General features: G+C 74.9%; 21 protein-coding genes. 16 read left to right on the forward strand and 5 right to left on the reverse strand.

The genetic code is table 11. The features are described 5' to 3' along the window. Positions 1-33 precede the first annotated feature (33 nt). Positions 34-960 (forward strand): diacylglycerol/lipid kinase family protein, encoded by a 927-nt coding sequence (locus tag BLS21_RS18545; RefSeq protein WP_091221853.1) that lies wholly within the window; start codon positions 34-36, stop codon positions 958-960. Between the two features lie 102 nt (positions 961-1,062). On the opposite strand, the gene BLS21_RS18550 is transcribed toward BLS21_RS18545, so the two are convergent. Next, a complete protein-coding gene (locus tag BLS21_RS18550) occupies positions 1,063-1,500 on the reverse strand; it encodes an OsmC family peroxiredoxin (protein WP_091221856.1) in 438 nt (145 codons plus the stop codon). 72 nt (positions 1,501-1,572) lie between these two features. Further along, positions 1,573-2,016 (reverse strand): MarR family winged helix-turn-helix transcriptional regulator, encoded by a 444-nt coding sequence (locus tag BLS21_RS18555; protein WP_091221859.1) that lies wholly within the window; start codon positions 2,014-2,016, stop codon positions 1,573-1,575. 202 nt (positions 2,017-2,218) lie between these two features. Between BLS21_RS18555 and clpB the strand changes: the two genes are divergently transcribed. The 12 genes from clpB to BLS21_RS25270 all read left to right on the forward strand — a co-directional run bounded on the left by clpB (position 2,219) and on the right by BLS21_RS25270 (position 14,425). Then, positions 2,219-4,804 (forward strand): ATP-dependent chaperone ClpB, encoded by a 2,586-nt coding sequence (clpB, locus tag BLS21_RS18560; protein WP_091221860.1) that lies wholly within the window; start codon positions 2,219-2,221, stop codon positions 4,802-4,804. Positions 4,805-5,149: 345 nt separating this feature from the next. Beyond that, the gene (locus BLS21_RS18565; RefSeq protein WP_091221863.1) at positions 5,150-5,908 is read left to right on the forward strand and encodes a hypothetical protein; all 759 of its coding nucleotides are present in this window, start codon (positions 5,150-5,152) and stop codon (positions 5,906-5,908) included. A gap of 65 nt (positions 5,909-5,973) precedes the next feature. Continuing rightward, a complete protein-coding gene (locus tag BLS21_RS18570; protein ID WP_217636196.1) occupies positions 5,974-7,629 on the forward strand; it encodes a molybdopterin-dependent oxidoreductase in 1,656 nt (551 codons plus the stop codon). A 101-nt stretch (positions 7,630-7,730) separates the two neighbouring features. Beyond that, the gene (locus BLS21_RS18575) at positions 7,731-8,414 is read left to right on the forward strand and encodes a fasciclin domain-containing protein (RefSeq protein ID WP_175479632.1); all 684 of its coding nucleotides are present in this window, start codon (positions 7,731-7,733) and stop codon (positions 8,412-8,414) included. A gap of 150 nt (positions 8,415-8,564) precedes the next feature. Continuing rightward, complete coding sequence (locus tag BLS21_RS18580) at positions 8,565-9,224, forward strand: fasciclin domain-containing protein (protein ID WP_091222013.1); 660 nt, start codon at positions 8,565-8,567, stop codon at positions 9,222-9,224. Positions 9,225-9,338: 114 nt separating this feature from the next. Then, positions 9,339-9,941 carry an orotate phosphoribosyltransferase gene (gene pyrE / locus BLS21_RS18585; protein WP_091221866.1) on the forward strand — a complete coding sequence of 201 codons (603 nt, stop codon included), beginning with the start codon at positions 9,339-9,341 and terminating at the stop codon, positions 9,939-9,941. 38 nt (positions 9,942-9,979) lie between these two features. After that, positions 9,980-11,332, forward strand: coding sequence for an FAD-dependent oxidoreductase (locus BLS21_RS18590; RefSeq protein ID WP_091221868.1), 1,353 nt, complete (start codon positions 9,980-9,982; stop codon positions 11,330-11,332). Further along, entirely contained in the window at positions 11,329-11,940 is a 612-nt protein-coding gene (locus BLS21_RS18595; protein WP_091221871.1) for a pentapeptide repeat-containing protein, read from the forward strand. Before BLS21_RS18590 ends, BLS21_RS18595 begins: the two co-directional genes overlap by 4 nt. Positions 11,941-12,018: 78 nt before the next feature. Beyond that, complete coding sequence (gene fbaA, locus BLS21_RS18600; protein WP_091221874.1) at positions 12,019-13,053, forward strand: class II fructose-bisphosphate aldolase; 1,035 nt, start codon at positions 12,019-12,021, stop codon at positions 13,051-13,053. After that, a complete protein-coding gene (locus BLS21_RS18605; RefSeq protein ID WP_091221876.1) occupies positions 13,053-13,475 on the forward strand; it encodes a DUF3151 domain-containing protein in 423 nt (140 codons plus the stop codon). Before fbaA ends, BLS21_RS18605 begins: the two co-directional genes overlap by 1 nt. Positions 13,476-13,590: 115 nt before the next feature. After that, entirely contained in the window at positions 13,591-14,175 is a 585-nt protein-coding gene (locus tag BLS21_RS18610) for a hypothetical protein (RefSeq protein ID WP_091221879.1), read from the forward strand. A 106-nt stretch (positions 14,176-14,281) separates the two neighbouring features. After that, the gene (locus BLS21_RS25270) at positions 14,282-14,425 is read left to right on the forward strand and encodes a GPGG-motif small membrane protein (RefSeq protein ID WP_165965732.1); all 144 of its coding nucleotides are present in this window, start codon (positions 14,282-14,284) and stop codon (positions 14,423-14,425) included. A 75-nt stretch (positions 14,426-14,500) separates the two neighbouring features. Here BLS21_RS25270 and BLS21_RS18615 read toward each other — a convergent pair whose 3' ends face one another. After that, entirely contained in the window at positions 14,501-15,118 is a 618-nt protein-coding gene (locus BLS21_RS18615; RefSeq protein WP_091221881.1) for a hypothetical protein, read from the reverse strand. 66 nt (positions 15,119-15,184) lie between these two features. Here BLS21_RS18615 and BLS21_RS18620 point away from each other — a divergent pair, with 66 nt between their 5' ends. Then, a complete protein-coding gene (locus BLS21_RS18620) occupies positions 15,185-16,474 on the forward strand; it encodes an adenylosuccinate synthase (protein ID WP_091221882.1) in 1,290 nt (429 codons plus the stop codon). Between the two features lie 101 nt (positions 16,475-16,575). Here the strand turns inward: BLS21_RS18620 and BLS21_RS18625 are convergent, their stop codons facing one another. Beyond that, positions 16,576-17,586, reverse strand: coding sequence for a glycerophosphodiester phosphodiesterase family protein (locus BLS21_RS18625; protein ID WP_245700555.1), 1,011 nt, complete (start codon positions 17,584-17,586; stop codon positions 16,576-16,578). A gap of 164 nt (positions 17,587-17,750) precedes the next feature. Between BLS21_RS18625 and rsgA the strand changes: the two genes are divergently transcribed. Then, entirely contained in the window at positions 17,751-18,788 is a 1,038-nt protein-coding gene (gene rsgA, locus BLS21_RS18630) for a ribosome small subunit-dependent GTPase A (RefSeq protein ID WP_091221888.1), read from the forward strand. A gap of 128 nt (positions 18,789-18,916) precedes the next feature. After that, on the forward strand, positions 18,917-20,197 hold the full coding sequence (gene purD, locus BLS21_RS18635) for a phosphoribosylamine--glycine ligase (protein WP_091221891.1): 1,281 nt from the start codon (positions 18,917-18,919) through the stop codon (positions 20,195-20,197). On the opposite strand, the gene BLS21_RS18640 is transcribed toward purD, so the two are convergent. Continuing rightward, entirely contained in the window at positions 20,184-21,590 is a 1,407-nt protein-coding gene (locus BLS21_RS18640) for an AI-2E family transporter (RefSeq protein WP_091221893.1), read from the reverse strand. The genes purD and BLS21_RS18640 overlap by 14 nt on opposite strands. Positions 21,591-21,627: the final 37 nt, after the last annotated feature.

The raw sequence follows: 21,627 nt of genomic DNA on the forward strand, positions 1-21,627 counted from the left end.
CGTCCCGCTCGCCGCCCCGGCTACGGTGCGGCGGTGAGCGGGACGCCTCGACTGCTGCTGGTGGTCAACCGGGCCGCGGGCACGGCGGAGGACGACGCGGTCGAGGCGGCGGTGCGGACGCTGCGCGCCGGAGCCGACACCGAGGTGGTCGCGACCGGGTCGGCGGCCGAGCTGGACGCCGCGGTCGTCGCCCGGGACGGACGCCGGCTCGTGGTGCTCGGCGGGGACGGGTCGGTGCACGCCGTCGCCAGGGCGCTGGAGCGGGTGGGCGGCCTCGACCCGGCCGAGCCGGTCGGCATCGTCGCCCGGGGCACCGGCAACGACCTCGCACGGACCCTGGGCCTGCCGCTGGAACCGGACGCGGGGGCGGCCGCCGTTCTCGCCGGGCGGCCCCGGCCGCTGGACCTGCTCGACGACGACGCCGGTGGCCTGGTGGTCAACGCGGTGCACGCGGGCGTGGGGGCGCGGGCCGGCGCGCAGGCCGACCGGCTGAAGGAGCGGCTCGGCGTCGCCGCCTACCCGGTGGGCGCGGCGGTGGCCGGCGTCAGCAGCCCCGGCTGGCCGCTGCGGGTGGAGGTCGACGGCCGGGTGGCGACGCACCCGTCGGAGGGGTGGGCGGCCGACGGCACCTGTGACGTGCTGATGCTCGGCGTCTGCACGGGGCGCTCCATCGGCGGCGGGACGCCGCTGGCCCCGCGGGCCGAGCCGGACGACGGGCTGGCCGACGTGGTGGTCTCGATCGCGACCGGTCCGGTGGCCCGCGCCGCCTTCGCGGCGGCGCTCACGAGCGGCGAGCACGTCGACCGGCCCGACGTCCTGGTGGTGCGCGGCCGTCAGGTGTCGATCTCCGGGGGGCCGGTCGACCTCGATGCGGACGGCGAGGTCGAGGAGGGCGTCCGGGCGCGGACCTGGCGGGTGCGGCGGCACGGCTGGTCGGTGCTCGTGCCGCCGCCCCGGTGACCGACGGGAACGGCCTCCTCCAGCGGGAGGACCCCGTCCTCCTCACCCCCCGCACGCTCGGGGCGAACCTCGCGGCGGGGCCGTGGGGGGGGGGGGGTCCTCCTACTCGAGGGCGGCGTCCAGGCTGATCCTGTCGACGCCGGCCAGCGCCTTGCTCACCGGGCAGCCGGCCTTGGCCGCCTGGGCGGCCTGCTCGAACCCCGCGGCGTCGAGCCCCTCGACCTCACCGCGGACGGTGATCTTGATCTTCGTGATGTGCGGGCCGCCGTCCTTCTGGCCCAGCGTGACGTCCGCGGAGACCTCCAGGGCCTGAGGGGTGCCGCCGGCCTTGGCGATCTCGTTGGACAGGGCCATCGCGAAGCACGACGAGTGCGCCGCCGCGATGAGCTCCTCGGGGCTGGTCGTGCCGTCGGCCTCCTCGGCCGCGCGCTTGGGGAACGACACCTCGTAGGTGCCGACCTTCGAGCTGGACAGCTCGACCTGACCGGAGCCCTCCTGCAGGGTGCCGTTCCAGGCGGTGCGAGCGGTACGGGTGGGCATGGGTCCTCCTCCTCGGGACTGGTGTGTCGCGGGTGCGCTACCCCGGTCCGTCGTGGACGACCCGTCGTCGGGTCAGTTGGTCGTGACCCGCTCGGTGACCAGGTGCAGCTTGGCCTTCAGGTCGGCGAACTCCTCGCGGTCGAGATCGAGCGCGCAGATGATCTCCTCGGAGATCGCACCGGCCTTGTCCCGCAGTGCCCGGCCGGCGTCGGTCAGCGCGATGGCGACCGAGCGCTCGTCCTCCACGCGGCGGTGGCGGGTGACCAGGCCGGCGGTGGTGAGCCGCTTGAGCAGCGGGGAGAGCGTGCCGCTGTCGAGGGAGAGGCGGGCGCCCAGTTGCCCGACGGTCTGGTTGTCCTCCTCCCACAGCAGCATCATCACCAGGTACTGGGGATAGGTGAGACCGACGGCGTCGAGCAGGGGCCGGTAGCGCGCGGTCATCGCCCGGGAGGCCGCGTAGAGCGCGAAGCACAACTGGTCCTCGAGGACCGCGCTCGGGGGCGGGAGACGCGTCATCCTCCAATTCTAGGCCCCCGGTCACCGCCGGTACCCGGGGTTGCGCTGGCCGTGCCGCACATCACCGGGTCGCACGCGTGTCCTGCGCCGGGTGGACGCAGTCAGATTGAGTGGAACACACTCAACTCGTGCGTCGTTGGACTCCCCGACAGCACCTGGCCGGCTCGTCCGGCCCTTCCTGAGAGGACCGATCCCACAGACCATGCAGAGCAAGCTGACCACCCGTTCGCAGGAGGCGATCACGGCCGCCCAGCGGCTCGCGGTGGATCGCGGCCAGGCCGCGCTCGAGCCCCTGCACCTGCTCGCCGCGCTGCTCGAGCAGACCGACGGCATCGCCGGCCCGCTGCTCAAGGCCGTGGGAGCCGACGTCGCCGACGTCCGCGCCAAGACCGACGCCGCGCTGCGGCGGATGCCGAGCGTGAGCGGGGCGACCGTGCCCGCCCCCTCCCCGTCCCGGGAGCTGCTCCGCGTGCTCAACGCCGCCGGGGAGCAGGCCAGCGCGCTGGGCGACGAGTTCGTGTCCACCGAGCACCTGCTGGTGGGCCTGGCGAGTTCCGACGGCGAGGCGGCGGCGGTGCTCACGAGCGCCGGCGCGACCCGCGACGCGCTGCTGGCGGCCTTCCGCACCGTGCGGGGCAACCGGAAGGTCACCACCGCCGACCCGGAGAGCACCTTCCAGGCCCTGGAGAAGTACGCCGTCGACCTCACCGAGCGGGCCCGCGAGGGCAAGATCGACCCGGTCGTCGGCCGCGACACCGAGATCCGTCGCGTCGTGCAGGTGCTCTCCCGCCGCACCAAGAACAACCCGGTGCTGATCGGTGAGCCCGGCGTCGGCAAGACGGCGATCGTCGAGGGCCTGGCCCAGCGCATCGTCGCCGGCGACGTCCCCGAGAGCCTCAAGGGCAAGCGGCTGATGGCGCTCGACCTGGCCAGCATGGTCGCCGGCGCCAAGTACCGCGGCGAGTTCGAGGAGCGGCTCAAGGCCGTCCTGCAGGAGATCGCCGAGTCCGAGGGCGAGGTCATCACCTTCATCGACGAGCTGCACACCATCGTCGGTGCCGGTGCCACCGGCGACTCGGCGATGGACGCCGGCAACATGATCAAGCCGATGCTGGCCCGCGGTGAGCTGCGGATGGTCGGGGCGACCACGCTCGACGAGTACCGGGAGCACATCGAGAAGGACCCGGCGCTGGAGCGCCGCTTCCAGCAGGTCTTCGTCGGCGAGCCCTCGGTCGAGGACACCATCGGCATCCTGCGCGGCCTCAAGGAGCGCTACGAGGTCCACCACGGCGTCCGGATCACCGACGCGGCCATCGTCGCCGCCGCCACCCTGTCGGACCGCTACGTCACCGCCCGCTTCCTGCCGGACAAGGCGATCGACCTGGTCGACGAGGCGGCCAGCCGGCTGCGGATGGAGATCGACAGCCGGCCGGTCGAGGTCGACGAGGTGGAGCGCGCCGTCCGCCGGCTGGAGATCGAGGAGATGGCGCTGGCCAAGGAGGACGACCCGTCCTCCCAGGAGCGCCTGGCCGCGCTGCGCGCGGACCTGGCCGACAAGCGGCAGCAGCTCGACGAGCTGACCGCCCGGTGGCAGCAGGACAAGAGCGCGATCGTCCGCATCCAGCAGATCAAGGAGGAGCTGGAGCGAGCCCGCCTGGAGGCCGAGCGGGCCGAGCGCGACGGCGAGCTGGCCAAGGTCGCGGAGCTGCGCTACGGTCGGCTGCCCCAGCTGGAGAAGGCGCTGGCCGACGCCGAGGCCTCGGTCGCGGGCACCGACTCCATGCTCAAGGAGGAGGTCGGCCCCGACGACATCGCCGAGGTCGTCCAGGCCTGGACCGGCATCCCCGCCGGGCGGCTGCTCGAGGGGGAGACCCAGAAGCTGCTGCGGATGGAGGAGGAGCTCGGCCGGCGCGTCGTGGGCCAGCCCGACGCCGTCCGTGCCGTCTCCGACGCCGTGCGCCGCGCGCGCTCCGGCGTCGCTGACCCGAACCGGCCCACCGGGTCCTTCCTGTTCCTCGGCCCGACCGGCGTCGGCAAGACCGAGCTGGCCAAGGCGCTGGCGGAGTTCCTGTTCGACGACGAGCGGGCGATGGTCCGCATCGACATGAGCGAGTACTCCGAGAAGCACTCGGTGGCCCGGCTGGTCGGCGCCCCGCCCGGCTACGTCGGCTACGAGTCCGGCGGCCAGCTCACCGAGGCGGTCCGGCGGCGGCCCTACACCGTCGTGCTGTTCGACGAGGTCGAGAAGGCCCACCAGGACGTCTTCGACGTGCTGCTCCAGGTGCTCGACGACGGCCGGCTGACCGACGGCCAGGGCCGGACGGTGGACTTCCGGAACACCATCCTGATCCTGACGTCGAACCTCGGCTCGCACCTGATCGCCGACCAGTCGGTCGACGAGGAGCGGCGCCGGTCGGCGGTCATGGAGGTGGTCCGGCAGCACTTCAAGCCGGAGTTCCTCAACCGGCTGGACGACGTCGTGGTCTTCCACGCCCTCGGCAGCGAGGAGCTGGCCGGCATCGTCGACATCCAGGTCGGCGTCCTCGCCCGCCGGCTGGCGGCCCGCCGGCTCACGCTGCGGGTCACCGACGCCGCGCGCGAGTGGCTGGCGCTCAACGGGTTCGACCCGGTCTACGGCGCCCGCCCGCTGCGCCGGCTGGTGCAGTCGGCGATCGGCGACCAGCTGGCCAAGGCGCTGCTGGCGGGTGACATCCGGGACGGCGACGAGGTGGTCGTCGACGCCCCGGCGGACCTCGCCGAGGAGGGCCTGACCGTCCGTCGCGGCTGACGAAGGGCCACCCTTCTCCCCGCGCCTCGCGAGCTCGGCGCGGGCCCCGGACGGGTGGCCGTTCCAGACCCTCACCAGGGGCCCGTCGTCCCACCCGGGGCGGCGGGCCCCGCGCGTTCCGGGGACGTCGAGCAGCGCGCCGTCGCGAGGAGCGGGGACCCGAGAGGTCCCCCGCCGGAGGACGCGGTGGGCTCTCCGCGACAGGGGGACGGCACCTGGCCGCGGTGCGGTCCGGAGGACCGCGGTGTCATCGATCCGGTCTCGATCGCCCATCGGCACTGGTCCGGTACCGAGTGGTCCGTGATCCTCGGGCGGGACACCCGAGGAACGACCAGGGAGCGAGTGATGACGTCAGGGCAGGGCGGCCAGGACCCCCAGCAGGGGCAGCCCCCGCAGGGCCGACCCGGCTGGCAGACGCCGCCGGGGCAGGGCTGGCAGAACCCGCCGCCTCCGCAGCAGGGGTGGCAGGACCCGCAGCAGGGTGGCTGGCAGAACCCGCAGCAGGGTGGCTGGCAGAACCCGCAGCAGGGTGGCTGGCAGAACCCGCAGCAGGGTGGCTGGCAGGACCCGCAGCAGGGCTGGCAGGGGCAGCCGCCCTACGGCTACGCCGCCGCGCCGTCCGCCCCGGGGCAGCACCTCCCCCCGGAGGCCCCGCCCCGGCCGGACACCGTCCGCTTCGGTACCGGCGCCTTCGTGGCCAACCTGCTGCTCGGGCTGGTCGGATCCGCGGTGGCCTTCGGCAGCTTGGAGAGCATCGTCAACCAGGAGCTGGCCACGACCGGGGTCGAGTTCTCCGAGGAGTCCGTCCGCTCCCTGCTCATCGTGGGCGCGGTGATCGGGCTGGTCTTCACCGCCCTCCAGGCGATGTTCATCTTCTTCGCGTGGAAGGGGCACAACTGGGCCCGCATCGTGCTGTTCGTGCTGGGCGGGCTGGCCCTCGTCAGCGGGCTGGTGGGGCTGGGGCAGCCGAGCACCGGTTTCCTCAGCGCGCTCTCGGTGTTCCAGCTGCTGCTGCTGGCCGTCGGCATCGTGCTGCTGGCCCGCCCTCCGTCCAACGAGTGGTACCGGGCGATGACCGCCCGCCGACAGGCCGGACTGCGCTGACAGCTCGTTACGGAACCGTTACCGGGGGAGTGAACCCGTAGCGCGACCGGTCCCGAAGACCGGTCGTGACCACCACCGAGCAGATCCCGGCCGCGGCGACCGGGCCGGACGTGCCGCCCCGTTCCGGGTGCCGTCCGCTGGCCGCCGCGGCCGGACTGCTGTCCGCCGGTGTCGCGCTGGGTGTGGCCGAACTCGCCGCCGGCCTCACCGGTCCGCAGTCCTCGCCGGTCGTCGCCGTCGGCGACACGGTCATCACCCTCGTCCCGGAGCCGGTCAAGGCCTTCGCGATCCGGACCTTCGGCGAGCACGACAAGACGGCCCTCGTCGTCGGCACGCTCGTGGTCATCGCGGTCCACGCCGCGGTCCTCGGCGTCCTGGCGCTGCGCCGCCGGGCGGTCGGGGTGGCCGGGATCGCGCTGTTCGGCCTGGTCGGGGCCCTCGCGGCGGTCACCGGCCCCGCAGGCGGCCCGCTCGACGCGCTGCCGGTTCTCGTCGGCGCCCTCGGGGGCACCGTCGCGCTGCTCGCACTGCTGGCCCCGCTCACCGTGCCGGCCACCGGCACCACGGACACCCGTCCCGACGACGAGGCCCCGTCCGTGGGGCGCCTGCGGACCGCCCTCGGTTCCGGCGACCGCAAGGGCGTCGGCCTCGACCGCCGCCGGTTCCTCCTCACCAGTGGTGCCGCCGCCGGTGCCGCCGTCGCCACCGGCGGTGCGGGCCGGCTGCTGCTGCGCCGCTTCGACGTCGGCGGTGCGCGCGCCGACCTCGTCCTCCCGGCGCCGGCGTCTCCGGCCGCGCCGCTGCCCGTCGGTGCCGACCTCGCCCCGCAGGTCCAGGGCCTGACGCCGCTGTTCACCCCGAACCGCGAGTTCTACCGGGTCGACACCGCGATCACGGTGCCGCAGATCAGGCCGGCCGACCACCGGCTGACGCTCACCGGGATGTTCGACTCCCCGCGCACCTACACGCTCGACGACCTGCTCGGCCGCGACGACGTCATCGAGCGCGACATCACCCTGACCTGCGTCTCCAACACGGTCGGGGGCCGGCTGGCCGGCACCGCGCGCTGGCTCGGGATCCCGCTGGGGGCCTTCCTCCGCGAGAACGGCATCCGGTCCGGCTCCGACCAGCTGGTCTGCCGCTCCTCGGACGGCATGACCATCGGCGCCCCGACCCGCGCGGCGCTCGAGGTCGAGGACGCGATGATCGCCTTCGGGATGAACGGCGAGCCGCTGCCCGTCGAGCACGGCTTCCCGGTGCGCATGCTCATCCCAGGGCTCTACGGGTACGTGTCGGCGTGCAAGTGGATGACCGGCATCGAGGCCTCCACCTACGGCGCCTTCGACGCCTACTGGACCGCGCGCGGCTGGGCCGCGCAGGCGCCGATCGAGATCGCCTCTCGCATCGACACCCCCGCCCCGCTGCGCCGCTTCCCGGCCGGGCGCCGTCCGATCGCCGGCGTGGCCTGGGCGCAGACCCGTGGCGTCGGCGCCGTCGAGGTCCGGGTCGACGACGGGCCGTGGGTGCCGGCGCGGCTCTCCTCGCAGGTGGACGCCGACCTGTGGCGGCAGTGGGTGCTGCCCTACGACTTCGCGCCCGGCTCGTACCAGCTCACGGTCCGCGCGACCAGCGCCGAGGGCGAGGTGCAGACCGGGGAGCGGGCCGAGCCGTTCCCCGACGGGTCCAGCGGACTGCACTCCATCCGGGTCACCGCGACCTGACCCACCACCCACCAGGACTCGCCTCGGCCGCCGGCCGCAGGCGCGGCCCCCGCTCCCCGGGACGGGGCCAGAACCCGAGCACGACGACCAAGGAGATCCACGTGAAGCGCACCCTCACCCGCACCGCCCTGCTGACCGGTGTCTCGGCCCTCGCGCTGAGCGTCACCGCCTGCGGCGCCGAGGACGCCGCGTCCGACGCCGCTGACAGCGCCGGCAGCGCGGCCAGCAGCGCCAGCGAGGGCGCCATGGGCGGCATCGGCTCGTCGGCGCCCAGCGACAGCGGAACGCCGTCCGAGGAGCCCTTCGGCGAGGGCTGCGCCGCCGTCCCGGCCGACGGTGAGGGCTCCTTCACCGGCATGACCGACGACCCGGTCGCCACCGCCGCCAGCAACAACCCGGTGCTGTCGACGCTGGTCCAGGCCGTCGTGCAGGCCAACCTGGTGGACACCCTCAACAGCGCCCAGGACGTCACCGTGATCGCCCCGGCGAACCCGGCCTTCGAGGCCGTCCCGCCGGACGCCCTCCGGGCGGTGCTGGCCGACAACGCCCAGCTGACCGCGATCCTGAGCCACCACGTCATCGAGGGCCGCCTGGCCCCCGACGAGCTGGCCGGCACGCACACCACCCTGGGCGGCGACGAGGTCACCATCGAGGGCTCCGGCGAGGACTTCACCGTCGCCCGGACCGTGACCGGCACCCCGGCCTCGGTCATCTGCGGCGACGTGCAGACGGCGAACGCCACCGTCTACATCGTCGACCAGGTGCTCGCCCCGGCCCAGGGCTGAACGAGGACCCCTGCCGGTACACATCCGCGGGCCGTCGTCCTCACGGACGGCAGCCCGCGGATGTGTACCGGACTGCTGTCGCGCCGTTACCGGCTGTGGCGCGCCGCGCCGGGGATGATGGCGGCGCACCCGACGAAGGAGCTCCGCCCCGTGACGCGCACCCCGACCCGCCGCGCCCTGTTCGCCGCCGCGACCGTGCTGGCGTTGCCGCTGGCCGGCTGCGGCTCCGACGGGCCGGCGGACGACGTCGCCGCGGCGAGCAGCGCGCCCGCGACGACGTCGGCGTCGCCGGCCGCCCCGCCCGTGCCGACCGGCCCCTTCGGCCCCGGCTGTGCCGGACTCCCGCCCGAGGGCCCCGGCAGCCCGGCCGCCCTCGCCGCCGCCCCGGCCGCGACCGCGATGTCGACCGTCCCGGGGCTGACCACCACGATGGTCACCGTGCAGCGGGCCGCGCTCGCCGCGTCCCTCGACGCCACCCAGGACCTCACCGTGCTGGCCCCGGTCAACGAGGCCTTCGCCGCCGTCCCGCCCGCCACGCTGGACCCGCTGCTGGCCGACACCCCGCGGCTGACCGCCCTGGTCACCCACCACGTCATCGCCGGCCGGCTGGGGCCGGGCGAGCTGGCCGGCACGCACACCACCCTCGACGGCGGTCAGGTCACCATCGACGGGGTCGGCGAGGTCTTCACGATCAGCGCCGACCAGACCCTGCTGGGCGCCGCCGACGCGACGGTCGTCTGCGGCAACCTGCCCACCCTGAACGCCACCGTCTACGTCCTCGACCAGGTGCTCACCCCGCCGGTCGCCTGAGGAAGCCGCGGAGCGCCGCGGCCCCGTCCCGGGCCCCGCCCCGAGCGTGCGAAGGGTGGGCAGGAGGGGGTCCTTCCTCGGTGAGGAGGACGGGGTCCTTCTAGGGTCGGCGGCATGGAAAACGACCCCCTCCCTCCCCGCCCCTCGTCCCTCGGAGCGGGCCCCGGGGAGGGGGCCGCCCGGCCCGACCGTGACCGGCTGCTCGAGCTCGTCGTCGACCTCGCCGTCGTCCACGGGCGCGTGACGCTCTCCTCGGGGCAGGAGGCCGACTGGTACATCGACATGCGCCGGCTGACGCTGCACCACGAGGGTGCTCCGCTGGTCGGCCGGGTCATGCGCCAGCTCACCCGGGACCTGCGCTACGACGTCGTCGGCGGGCTCACCCTGGGCGCCGACCCGGTGGCGACGGCGATGCTGCACGCCGCGGCAGCCGGTGAGGGCTTCCTCGACGCGTGCGTCGTCCGCAAGACCGGCAAGGCGTACGGGCTGCAGCGGCGGATCGAGGGGCCCGACGTCGCCGGCCGCGCCGTCCTCGTGGTCGAGGACGTCTCGACCACCGGGTCGAGCCCGCTGACCGCCGTCGAGGCGCTGCGCGAGGCCGGTGCCGAGCCGGTCGCGGTGGCGGTCGTCGTGGACCGCGGCGGGCGGGCCGCGGTGGAGGCGGCGGGCCTGGAGTACCGGGCCGCGTTCACCCTCGCCGACCTCGGCCTCGGGTGAGCCGGCCCCGGCCGGCCCGTCGGTGACACCCTGACCCCATGAGCGCAGCGCGTCTGCTCGTCGTCGGAGGGGATGCCGCCGGCATGTCCGCGGCCGCGGCGGCCCGGCGGCTGCGCGGTGCCCCCGACCTCGCCATCACCGTCCTCGAGCAGGGCCCGGAGGTCTCGTACTCGGCCTGCGGCATCCCCTACTGGGTGGGCGACGTCGTCGGGGACCGCGACGAGCTGATCGCCCGCACGCCGCGGGAGTTCGCCGCCCGCGACATCGAGGTGCGCACCGGCACCCGCGCCGAGGAGCTCGACCTGGACGCCGGCACGGTCCGCACCAGCACCGGTGAGACGCTCGGCTTCGACCGGCTGGTGGTCGCCACCGGTGGTCGCCCGCTGCGCCCGGACGTCCCCGGTCTGGACGCGCCCGGTGTCCACGGGGTGCACCGGCTGGCCGACGGCGCCGACATCCGCGGCGCGGTCGCCGCCGGCGCCCGCCGGGCGGTCGTGCTGGGCGGGGGCTACATCGGCCTGGAGATGGCCGAGGCGCTGCAGGCCCGCGGCCTCGGGGTCACCGTCGTGCTCGCCGACGACCTGCCGATGTCGCTGCTCGACCGGGACATGGGCGAGCGGATCTGCAAGGCGATGGGCGACATGGGCATCGACGTGCAGCCCGGCCAGCCGGTGCGCGCGATCGAGACCGGCGCGGACGGCGCGGTACGGGCGGTCACCACCGACGCCGGCAGCTACCCCTGCGACCTCGTCGTCCTCGGGCTGGGCATGGGCCCCGAGGTCGGGCTGGCCCGCGCCGCCGGCCTGCGGATCGGCGAGACCGGGGCCGTCGAGGTCGACCGCACCCAGCGCAGCCGCTCGCACGAGGCGGTCTACGCCGCCGGCGACTGCAGCCAGACCTTCCACCGGCTGACCGGCGAGGCGGTGCACGTCGCGCTGGGCACGCACGCCAACAAGCAGGGGCGGGTGGCCGGCTCGGTGATCGGCGGTCAGGCGGCCCGCTTCGCCGGCGTCCTGGGCACCGCGCTGACCCGGGTCGGCGACCTGGAGATCGGGCGCACCGGGCTGTGCAGCGGGCAGGCCGAGGCCGCCGGGTACGACGTCCGCGCCGAGACGATCGAGGGGACGACGCGGGCCGGCTACTTCCCCGGCGCCGCGGGGATCACGGTCAAGCTGGTCAGCGACAGCGGCTCCGGGCAGCTGCTCGGCGGCCAGGTCGTCGGCGGGCCGGGCGCCGGCAAGCGGATCGACGTCCTGGCCACCGCCATCTGGGCGGGGCTGACCGCCGAGGAGTTCGCCGGCTCGGACCTCTCCTACGCGCCGCCGTTCTCGCCGGTGTACGACCCCGTGGTGGTCGCCGCGCGGGTGGCCAGCCGGGTGGAGCAGGGGTGAGCACCGCAGGTGGGGGTGCGGCCGACGTCCGCGACGAGGACTGGTACGGCGACGACCTCTCCGGGCAGCGGCACACCGGGGTCACCTTCAGCCGGGTCGACCTGTCCGAGACCACGGACGACGGCGCCGTCTTCACCGACTGCGTCTTCCGGGACTGCCGGTTCACGCTCAGCCGGCACACCGACGCCGCGTTCCTGAACTGCACCTTCACCGGCTGCTCGTTCGCCCAGGCCGTCTTCACCGACTGCAAGCTGGTCGGCAGCACCTTCGACCGCTGCACCTTCGACCTGGCCACCGTCGAGGGCGGCGACTGGTCCTTCGTCGTCCTCCGGCGCGCGGACCTGTCGCGGGCCGGGTTCACCGGTGCGCGGATGCGCGAGGCCGACCTCACGGACGTGCGGGCCGCCGGGGCGACGCTGCGGGACCTGGACCTCTCGGCCGCTCAGCTGTCCGGTGCCGACCTGTCCGGCGCCGACCTGCGCGGCAGCGACCTGACCGCGCTGGACCCGCGGGAGGTCGGGCTGACCGGCGCCCGGGTCGACGGCGGGCAGGCCGTGGTGCTCGTGACCGCCCTCGGCCTCCTGGTCGGACCGGAGGACGACCGGTAGCGGGGTGTCGCACCCCTCGGGCCGGGCGCGATACTGGCCGCCGGACCAGCGCCGCCACCGACGCAAGGAGTGCCCCGCATGCCCATCGCGACCCCCGAGGTCTACGCCGACATGATCAACCGGGCCAAGGAGGGCGGCTTCGCCTACCCGGCGATCAACTGCACCTCGTCGGAGACGGTCAACGCCGCGCTGCGTGGCTTCGCCGACGCCGGCAGCGACGGCATCATCCAGTTCTCCACCGGCGGCGCCGAGTTCGGCTCGGGCACCCGGGTCAAGGACATGGTCACCGGCGCCGTCGCGCTGGCCGAGTTCGCGCACGTCGTCGCCGAGAAGTACCCGGTCAACGTCGCGCTGCACACCGACCACTGCCCCAAGGACAAGCTCGACGCCTACGTCCGCCCGCTGATCGCCCTGTCCAAGGACCGGGTCGACGCCGGCCAGGCGCCGCTGTTCCAGTCGCACATGTGGGACGGCTCGGCCATCGAGCTCACCGAGAACCTCGACATCGCCGAGGAGCTGATGGAGAAGGCCGCGGCGGCCAAGATCGTCCTCGAGCTGGAGATCGGCATCGTCGGCGGCGAGGAGGACGGCGTCGTCGCCGAGATCAACGAGAAGCTCTACACCGCCGACGGCGACTTCCTGCGCACCGCGCAGAAGCTCGGCCTCGGCGAGCGCGGGGTCTACCTGCTCGCCGCGACGTTCGGCAACGTGCACGGCGTCTACAAGCCCGGGAACGTGAAGCTGCGGCCCGACGTGCTCGAGCGCGGGCAGGCGATCGTCGCCAAGGAGTTCAACCTGGGGGACGGCGCCAAGCCGTTCAACCTGGTCTTCCACGGCGGCTCCGGCTCGGCGCAGGAGGAGATCCGCGAGGCCATCTCCTACGGCGTCGTGAAGATGAACGTCGACACCGACACCCAGTACGCCTTCACCCGGCCGATCACCGACCACATGTTCAAGAACTACGACGGCGTGCTGAAGGTCGACGGCGAGGTCGGCAACAAGAAGACCTACGACCCGCGCACCTACATGAAGCTCGCGGAGACCGGCATGGCCGCGCGCGTCGTCGCGGCGTGCGAGGACCTGCTGTCGGCCGGCCAGTCGCAGAGCGCCTGATGACGCACCCGCACCACAACCTCCTCGGTGAGCCGCCGGCCACCCTGCTGCCCGGCAACCCGGAGGCCGACGCCGAGTTCGCGGCCGGCGACCCGCCGGCCGAGGTCGCCGCGCACCACCCCACGGTGAGCGCGGCGTGGGCGGCGCTGGCCGAGGAGGCGATCGACCGTCCCGAGCAGGTGCTCACCGACGTCATCGAGGCGTACGCGTACGCCCGCACCGGCTACCACCGCGGCCTCGACGCGCTGCGCCGCAACGGCTGGAAGGGCTACGGCCCGGTGCCGTGGTCGCACGAGCCCAACCGTGGCTTCCTGCGCTGCGTGACGGTGCTGGCCCGGGCCGCGGAGGCGATCGGCGAGACCGACGAGCAGGAGCGCTGCACCCAGCTGCTGCGCGACTGCGACCCCAGCCTGGCGCCGTAGGCAGCCCTGTGCGGGCGTTCCTCGCGGACTGCCGGCGCTGTCGCGCCCGCGATCCGCGGGGAGCGCCCGCGATGCGCCGCTCGGTGCCGCGAGCACCGACCTGCACACTCCTCCCGTGGACCACTCACCCGCCGCCGTGACCGCGCGCCTGCGTCCGCTGCTGCTCGCCGTCCACGAGGCGCTGTCGGCCGGCGTCGCGGTCAGCGCGGCGATCCACGCGCGGCAGGGCTGGAACCCGACCGCCGACCGGCACCTGGACCACCAGCTGGTCCGTCGCGAGGCGATGGAGCGGCTGCGACCGTGGGACGCCGGCCCCGACGAGCTCTCCGACCCGCTGCAGGCCCGCCAGCTGGACCTCGACACCGGCACCGACAACCTGGGCCTGCCGATGAGCGGGCTGATCCTGCGCACCCCCACGGACGTGGTGCGGGTCTGGCGTTCCGACGACGGCGAGCTGCCCGCCGCGGCCACCGACGGTCTGCGCGCCTTCTACCGCCAGGACCCGAGCCGCCAGCTGCAGCTCGCCCTCGACCCCGACGCGCCACCGTCCACCCCGGGTCACCTGGCGCTGCTGTGGGCCGACTCCGGAGCCCTCCTCACCCGCTTCGACCTCGTCCGGCCGTGCGGGCACGTGGGCCGGCGGGTGCAGGTCGACTGGCACGTCGACCTGCACGAGCGGCTGGGACGCCCCGCAGCCTGACGTCACCCTGCGTGATACGACGACGCAGACCAGGCGGTGGAGGTCGGAGATCGTTTACTCTCCGTACCCAGCGTCCGGTCCGGACGCCCGTTCCCGGAGGTTCCGCATGGCCACGCTTCTCTGGATCCTCGCCGTCGTCCTCGTCGTCGCCGGCATCGTCGCGATCGTCCGCAGGCAGTTGCTGTGGGGGATCGTGCTGATCATCGTCGGCCTGCTCGTGGGGCCCGGCGGGGTGAGCATCTTCACCTGAGGGAGGACCTCCCTGCCCTCGGCCCCGTCCCGAGGCTCGTCGCGAGCTCGCGAGGGATGAGGACGGGGTCCTCCTTCAGGGCTGCAGCCGCCAGCGCACCCGGTCGTCGGCGTACCACGTCCAGCGGTCGACCGGCCGCGGGTACGGGACGCCGTCCCGGACGACCCGGGCCGGGTCGCTGGCGATCTGCACCGCCCGTCCGCGGGTGCGGCGGCCGGGCCGCAGCGGCAGCGTCATGACGGTCACGTCGAGGGTGTCCACGGCCCGCCAGTCGGGCCGCACGTCGATCCGGGTGATCTGCCCGTCGGCGATCTTGACGGCGTCGTGGTGCGCCTGCGCGCCCAGCCGCCGCGCCAGCGGACGGCGCCGGTCGTCCCCGGCCGCCTCCAGACGGCCGTGGTGCAGCAGCACGCCGCCGTGGTCGTCGCGCACCAGGCCGAGCTCCCGTGCGACCCCCGTGCCGATGCCGAGCGCGCGGGCCAGGGCGGTGGAGTCGCCGTCGCCGGCGGGCTCCCAGGAGACGGGGACGCCGGCGGTCCGCCCGGCCTTCCACAGCGTCGTGAGCACCGCCGCGAGGGCCGGCACCGGCCCCCTCACCAGCAGGGCGCCCGCCTCGGCCGCCGGTGCGACGTCCTCGCGCGCCGGCGCCGCACCGGGCGCGAGACCGCGCAGGTCGAACTCGACGAGAGGCATGCCGATACCCTGCCACCTGCCAGCCGGTCGACCGCCGGTGACGAGTCCGAGGGGGACGACAGCGAGATGCCGGCAGTCGTGCTGATCGGCGCCCAGTGGGGCGACGAGGGCAAGGGCAAGGCCACCGACCTGCTCGGGGGGCGGGTTCCGTACGTCGTCCGGTACCAGGGCGGCAACAACGCCGGGCACACGGTGATCACGCCGGACGGCGAGAGGTACGCGCTGCACCTCATCCCGTCGGGGATCCTCACGCCCGGGTGCACGCCGGTCATCGGCAACGGCGTCGTCATCGACCCCGAGGTGCTCATCGGCGAGCTCGCCGGCCTCGAGGAGCGCGGCGTGGACACCTCGCGGCTGGTCATCTCGGCCGATGCGCACCTGATCATGCCGCACCACCGGGCACTGGACCGGGTCACCGAGCGGTTCCTGGGCAAGCGCCGGATCGGCACCACCGGCCGCGGCATCGGCCCGGCCTACGGCGACAAGGTCGCCCGCACCGGCATCCGGGTGCAGGACCTGCTCGACCTGTCGATCCTCCGGCAGAAGCTCGAGGGCACGCTGCAGGAGAAGAACCAGGTCCTGGTCAAGGTCTACAACCGCAAGGCGATCGACGTCGACGAGGTGGTGGAGGAGTACGCCGGCTACGCCGAGCAGCTCAAGCACCGCATCGCCGACACCCGGCTGCTGCTGGCCAACGCCCTGGACGCCGGCGAGTGGGTGCTCCTGGAGGGCTCGCAGGGCACCCTGCTCGACGTCGACCACGGCACGTACCCGTTCGTCACGTCGTCGTCCCCGACCGCCGGTGGCGCGGCGGCGGGCTCGGGCATCGGCCCCACCCGCATCGAGCGGGTGGTCGGCATCCTCAAGGCCTACACGACCCGCGTCGGCTCCGGGCCGTTCCCCACCGAGCTGCACGACCAGTGGGGCGACTACCTGCGCACGCAGGGTGGCGAGGTCGGTGTCACCACCGGCCGCGACCGCCGCTGCGGCTGGTTCGACGCGGTCGTGGCCCGCTACGCCAGCCGGGTCAACGGCATCACCGACTACTTCCTCACCAAGCTCGACGTCCTCTCCGGGCTGGAGACGGTGCCGATCTGCGTGGCCTACGAGGTCGACGGCGTCCGGCACGACGAGATGCCGATGACGCAGACCGACTTCCACCACGCCAAGCCGGTCTACGAGGAGATGCCGGGCTGGTTCGAGGACATCCGGAACTGCCGGACCTTCGACGAGCTGCCGGCCAACGCGCAGGCCTACGTGCGCCGGCTCGAGGAGCTCTCCGGCGCGCGGGTCAGCGTGATCGGCGTCGGCCCCGGCCGCGACGAGAACGTCGTCCTGCACGACCTCATCGGCTGAGGGCGACGATCAGCTGAGCTGGTCGAACACGGTCCTGGCTCACCACTGGTCGTGAGCCAGGACCGTGGACGACCAGGTCACCTGATCATCGGGGGCACCCCTCAGCGCAGGTCGAGGACGGCGCCGGAGCGCGGCGCGGTCCGGGAGGACCGCGAGGTGTACAGCTCCTGCCTCGCTGCAACCGCGATCTCGGGGGCGTCGGTGATCAGCCCGTCGACGCCGAGGGCCAGCAGCAGGCGGGCCTCGGTCTGCATGTCCCCGGTGCCGCTCACGGCCTGGCCGCGGCGCAGGTGCCGGGGTAGGAAGGCGTTCTCCGGGCGCAGCGTCCACGGGACGACGGCCAGCCCGGCGCGGTGGGCCTGGGCGATGAGGTCCGAGATGCCGGTCATCGCCTGGTCCGCGTCGCGCAGCAGGATCCGGTGCCGGCTCGGGGCGATGCCCTGCGCGTAGGTGCTGACCTCGCGCAGGCCCGCCGGGGTGACCAGCTGGTCGTCGGTGCCGGCGTCGTCGACCAGCTGCAGCATCGTCGGCCCGCGGTCCCCGAGGTCGGCGCGCAGCTGCCGCAGCGCGGCCGCGTCGAAGGACTGCACGACCACGGTCCCGTCGGGCCGGGCCGCGTCGAGGCGGCGCAGCTCGGCGGCGACGAGCTCGGGAACGGGGACGCCCGCCTCGTGGTCGAACCAGCTGGGCTTCTTCAGCTCGGCCAGCACGCGCACCTGCCGGGACGGGGTCGAACGCCGGCGGGCGATCGCCACGACCTCGGCCAGGGTGAGGATCCCGGCCCGCCCGTCGTAGGTGGTGTTCAGCGGGCGCAGCGCCGGCATGCGCTCGACGGCGCGCAGCGTGCGCAGCTCGGCGAGGGTGAAGTCCTCGGTGAACCAGCCGGTGCGCTCGCGGCCGTCGACGACGCGGGTGGTGCGCCGGTCGGCGAACTCGGGGCGGTGGGCGACGTCGGTGGAGTGGGAGAGCTCGTTCTCGTGCCGGACGACGAGCGCGCCGTCCCGGCTGACGACGACGTCGGGCTCGATGAGGTCGGCCCCCAGGTCGATGGCGAGCTCGAAGCTGGCCGCGGTGTGCTCGGGCCGGTACGCCGGCGCTCCGCGGTGACCCACGATGACGGGACGGGCAGGGCGGGTCGCCGGGACCGTTGCCGGCGACGCGATCGCGCGCATGCCGGCTACAACACCCCAGCGAGGTGTCGAGACGGCGAACGCGCGCCGACTGGTCGCCCACAATTCGGAGGACACCGCCCTGACCTGCGCGGGACGATGCCGACGTGACGGACATCTCACTCCTGGGCTGGGTGCGGGCGCTCGACGCCGACCTGCCGCCGGGCACCCGCCCGGGCCGGGTCGCGCGGGTCGACCGCGGCCGACTGACCGTGCTGACCGGCGACGGCGAGCTGCGGGCGCACCCCGCCGCGGCGCTGCTCGAGGGCAGCGGGCCGGCGGTCGGCGACTGGGTGGCGCTGCGCGGGGAGCTCGCCGTCGCGGTGCTGCCCCGCCGGACGGCGTTCACCCGCGTCGTCGCCGGGCGGACGTCGGCCGAGCAGGTGGTCGCGGCCAACCTCGACCTGGTGCTCGTCGTCGACGCGTTGACCACGGCGCCGCGGCTGCGCCGGGTGGAGCGCTACCTCGCCGTCGCCTGGGGCAGCGGCGCGACGCCGGTCGTCGTCCTCACCAAGGCCGACCTGTGCGACGACGTCCCCGGCGCGCTGCTGGCCGTCGCGGAGGACGCCGTGGGTGTCGACGTCGTGGCCGTCAGCTCGGTGACGGGGGAGGGGCTGGACGCCGTCCGGGCGCTGCTGGGCCCGGGGCGGACGGCGGCGATGGTCGGCCCGTCGGGCGTGGGCAAGTCCAGCCTGGCCAACGCGCTGGCCGGGACGGTGGTGGCGGCCACCCACGGGATCCGCGAGGCCGACGGTCGTGGACGGCACACCACCACGGCGCGCGAGCTGCACCTGCTGCCCGGCGGCGGCCTCCTGGTCGACACCCCGGGGATGCGCGAGCTCGGGCTGGTCGACGACGCCGGGGTCGACACCGCCTACGCCGACGTCACCGAGCTCGCCGCCCGGTGCCGCTTCCGCGACTGCGCGCACCGCACCGAGCCCGGGTGCGCCGTGGCCGCCGCGATCGACGACGGCCGGCTGGACCCGGCCCGCTACACCGCCTGGCGGAAGCTGCAGGCCGAGGCGCACCGCCAGGCGCTGCGCTCGGACGCCCGCGCCCGGGCCGCCGAGCACGCCCGCGTCCGGGCGCTGCACCGGTCGTACCGCTCGCAGCCGAACCGCGGAAGGACCACCCTTCACCCCTAGAAGGACCCCCTGCTCCCCACCACTCGCAGGCTCGCGGCGGGCCCCGGCAAGGGGCCGATCGGGGCTCGGCGCGGGACCCTGGAGGGTGGCCGTTCCAGTACGTCGCGCGCTCGGTAGCGTCGCCGTCCGTGCGCGTGCTCGTGATCGGCTCCGGTGCCCGGGAGCACGCCCTGTGCGTCGCTCTGTCCTCCGACCCCGCGGTGACCGCGCTGGCCTGCGCGCCCGGGAACGCCGGCACCCGGGCGGTCGCCGAGCCCGCCGCGGTCGACGTCGCCGACCCGGTGGCGGTCGCCGCGCTCGCCACCGGCTGGAGCGCCGACCTCGTCGTCATCGGACCGGAGGTGCCGCTGGTCGCCGGGGCCGCCGACGCCGTCCGCGACGCCGGCATCGCCTGCTTCGGGCCGTCGGAGCAGGCCGCGCAGATCGAGGGCAGCAAGTCCTTCGCCAAGCACGTGATGGCCGCCGCCGGCGTCCCGACCGCCCGGTCCTGGCCGGTCGGCGGTCCGGCCGAGCTGGAGACGGCGCTGGACGAGGCCGGGGCGGCCGGGGAAGGTGCCCCGTACGTGGTCAAGGACGACGGGCTGGCCGCCGGCAAGGGCGTCGTCGTCACGACCGACCGGGACGCCGCCGTGGCGCACGGGCACCGCGTGCTCGAGGCCGGCGGCGCGGTGCTCGTCGAGGAGTACCTCGACGGCCCGGAGGTGTCGCTGTTCGCCGTCACCGACGGGACGACGGTGCTGCCGCTGCTGCCCGCCCAGGACGCCAAGCGCCGCGACGACGGTGACGCCGGGCCCAACACCGGCGGGATGGGGGCCTACGCGCCGCTGCCGTGGGCGCCGCCGGGGCTGGTGGACGAGGTGCTGGCCACCGTGCTGCAGCCGACGGTCGACGAGATGCGCCGCCGCGGCGAGCCGTTCTCCGGGCTGCTCTACGCCGGGCTCGCGCTGACCTCGCGCGGGGTGCGGGTGGTGGAGTTCAACGCCCGCTTCGGCGACCCGGAGACCCAGGTCGTGCTGCCGCTGCTGGAGACCCCGCTGGGGGGTCTGCTGCACGCGGCCGCCACCGGCACGCTCGCCGACCACCCGCCGCTGCGCTGGCGCGACGGGGCCGCGGTCACCGTCGTCGTCGCGGCACCGGGCTACCCCGAGCGGCCGCGCACCGGCGACCCGGTCACCGGCGCCGACGCGGAGGGGGTGCTGCACGCGGGCACCACCGTGGACGCCGAGGGCACCGTCCGCTCCGCCGGTGGGCGGGTGCTCGCCGTGACCGCCGTCGGCGCGGACCTCGCCGCGGCCCGCCGGCGGGCCTACGAGCGGGTCGCCGGCGTGCGGCTGGCCGACGCGCACTGGCGCACCGACATCGCGCTGGCCGCGGTCGAGGGCCGGATCAGCCTCCCTACCGGGCGGTGACCGCCGGCCGGGCGCGGTCGCGGCGCGGCTCGGGTGGGCGCGGGCCTTCGTAGCGCCGCGACAGGTAGGTGCCGGCCACGTTCGCGCAGGCCACGGTCGGCACGGCGATGAGCGCGCCGAAGATGCCGGCGACCAGCAGCCCCGCGGCGATCGCGAGGACGACGGCGAGCGGGTGCACCCGCACCGCCCGGCCCAGCAGCAGCGGCTGCAGGACGTGCCCCTCCAGCTGCATGACCAGCACGACGACGGCCAGCGCGATCAGCGCGGTGATCGGCCCCTTCGAGACCAGCGCGACCAGCACGGCGACGGTGCCGGCGAGGAACGACCCGATGATCGGGATGAACGCGCCCAGGAAGACCAGCGCGGCCAGCGGGATGACCAGCGGGACGCCCAGGACCGCCAGCCCGATGCCGATGCCGACCGCGTCGACCATCGCCACGGCGGCCGTGGCGCGCACGTAGGAGATGAGCGTGCGCCACGAGCGCCGGGCGGCCTCGTCGACGTACGCGCGCGAGTCCCGCGGGAACAGGCCGACCAGCCACAGCCAGATCGAGCGGCCGTCCTTGAGGAAGAAGAACAGCGTGAACAGCGCCAGCAGGGTGCCGGTGGCGACCTCGCCGACCGTGACGGCGGTCGTGAGCGCGCCCGAGGCAAGCACGTCCTCGTTGTCGACGAGCGTCTGCTGCAGCTGGGTGACCGCGTTCTCCAGCTGCGTCCGGGTGACCGGGAAGGTGCGGACGAGGAGGTCGCGCACCTGCTCGACACCCTGACCGACCTGGTCGGCGAGGTCGCCGAAGCCGGTGGTGACCTGCTGGACGACGAGCGTGACGATGCCGGCCACGGTGCCGAGCCCGACCACCAGCATCGTGAGCGCGGCCAGCGCCCGTGGCCAGCCGCGGCGGACCAGCGCCGAGGCGCCCGGTTGCAGCAGCGCCGCCAGCAGCAGCGCGACGATCACGGGGACGACGACCACGGCGACGTAGGCGGCCGCCCAGAGCAGCATGTAGAGCCCGGCGACGACGACGATGAGCCGCCACGACCAGGCGGCCGCCACCCGCAGCGCCAGGGGCACCTCCTCCTCGGGCGCGCCCGGTCCCCGCGCGGGACGACGGCGCCGCTCGGCGGGCCCGCGCCGCTGGTCGCTCCCCGCCGGCGGCCCGCTCACCCCGCCGGGCCCGAGCGGGCCGTCGAGGTCGGGCGCGCCGGGCTCGGGGCTGCCGAGGGGCGGCCGGTCGGTGTCGTCGTCGGAGTCGGTCGTCCCGTCGTCGAGGTACGCGTCGTCGTCCGGGTGGGGGTGTGACCAGGGGTGCGGCCAGGCGTGCGGGTCGTGCTCACGGGCCGCGCGGATGCGCTCGCGGGCCCGCGTCAGCAGGTGGGTGCCCCGTCGCAGCATCGGTTCCTCCGGGGAGCTCGAGGGGCCGTCGTCGACA

Source organism: Geodermatophilus siccatus (assembly GCF_900103785.1).
Lineage (GTDB): Bacteria > Actinomycetota > Actinomycetes > Mycobacteriales > Geodermatophilaceae > Geodermatophilus > Geodermatophilus siccatus.

What these genes read in the sequence shown, in the direction of transcription:
- BLS21_RS18550 (WP_091221856.1), bottom strand. Translation starts at nt 1,500, where the DNA reads ATGCCCACCCGTACCGCTCGCACCGCCTGGAACGGCACCCTGCAGGAG.
- BLS21_RS18555 (WP_091221859.1), bottom strand. Translation starts at nt 2,016, where the DNA reads ATGACGCGTCTCCCGCCCCCGAGCGCGGTCCTCGAGGACCAGTTGTGC.
- clpB (WP_091221860.1), top strand. Translation starts at nt 2,219, where the DNA reads ATGCAGAGCAAGCTGACCACCCGTTCGCAGGAGGCGATCACGGCCGCC.
- BLS21_RS18565 (WP_091221863.1), top strand. Translation starts at nt 5,150, where the DNA reads ATGACGTCAGGGCAGGGCGGCCAGGACCCCCAGCAGGGGCAGCCCCCG.
- pyrE (WP_091221866.1), top strand. Translation starts at nt 9,339, where the DNA reads ATGGAAAACGACCCCCTCCCTCCCCGCCCCTCGTCCCTCGGAGCGGGC.
- BLS21_RS18590 (WP_091221868.1), top strand. Translation starts at nt 9,980, where the DNA reads ATGAGCGCAGCGCGTCTGCTCGTCGTCGGAGGGGATGCCGCCGGCATG.
- fbaA (WP_091221874.1), top strand. Translation starts at nt 12,019, where the DNA reads ATGCCCATCGCGACCCCCGAGGTCTACGCCGACATGATCAACCGGGCC.
- BLS21_RS18605 (WP_091221876.1), top strand. Translation starts at nt 13,053, where the DNA reads ATGACGCACCCGCACCACAACCTCCTCGGTGAGCCGCCGGCCACCCTG.
- BLS21_RS25270 (WP_165965732.1), top strand. Translation starts at nt 14,282, where the DNA reads ATGGCCACGCTTCTCTGGATCCTCGCCGTCGTCCTCGTCGTCGCCGGC.
- BLS21_RS18615 (WP_091221881.1), bottom strand. Translation starts at nt 15,118, where the DNA reads ATGCCTCTCGTCGAGTTCGACCTGCGCGGTCTCGCGCCCGGTGCGGCG.
- BLS21_RS18620 (WP_091221882.1), top strand. Translation starts at nt 15,185, where the DNA reads ATGCCGGCAGTCGTGCTGATCGGCGCCCAGTGGGGCGACGAGGGCAAG.
- BLS21_RS18640 (WP_091221893.1), bottom strand. Translation starts at nt 21,590, where the DNA reads ATGCTGCGACGGGGCACCCACCTGCTGACGCGGGCCCGCGAGCGCATC.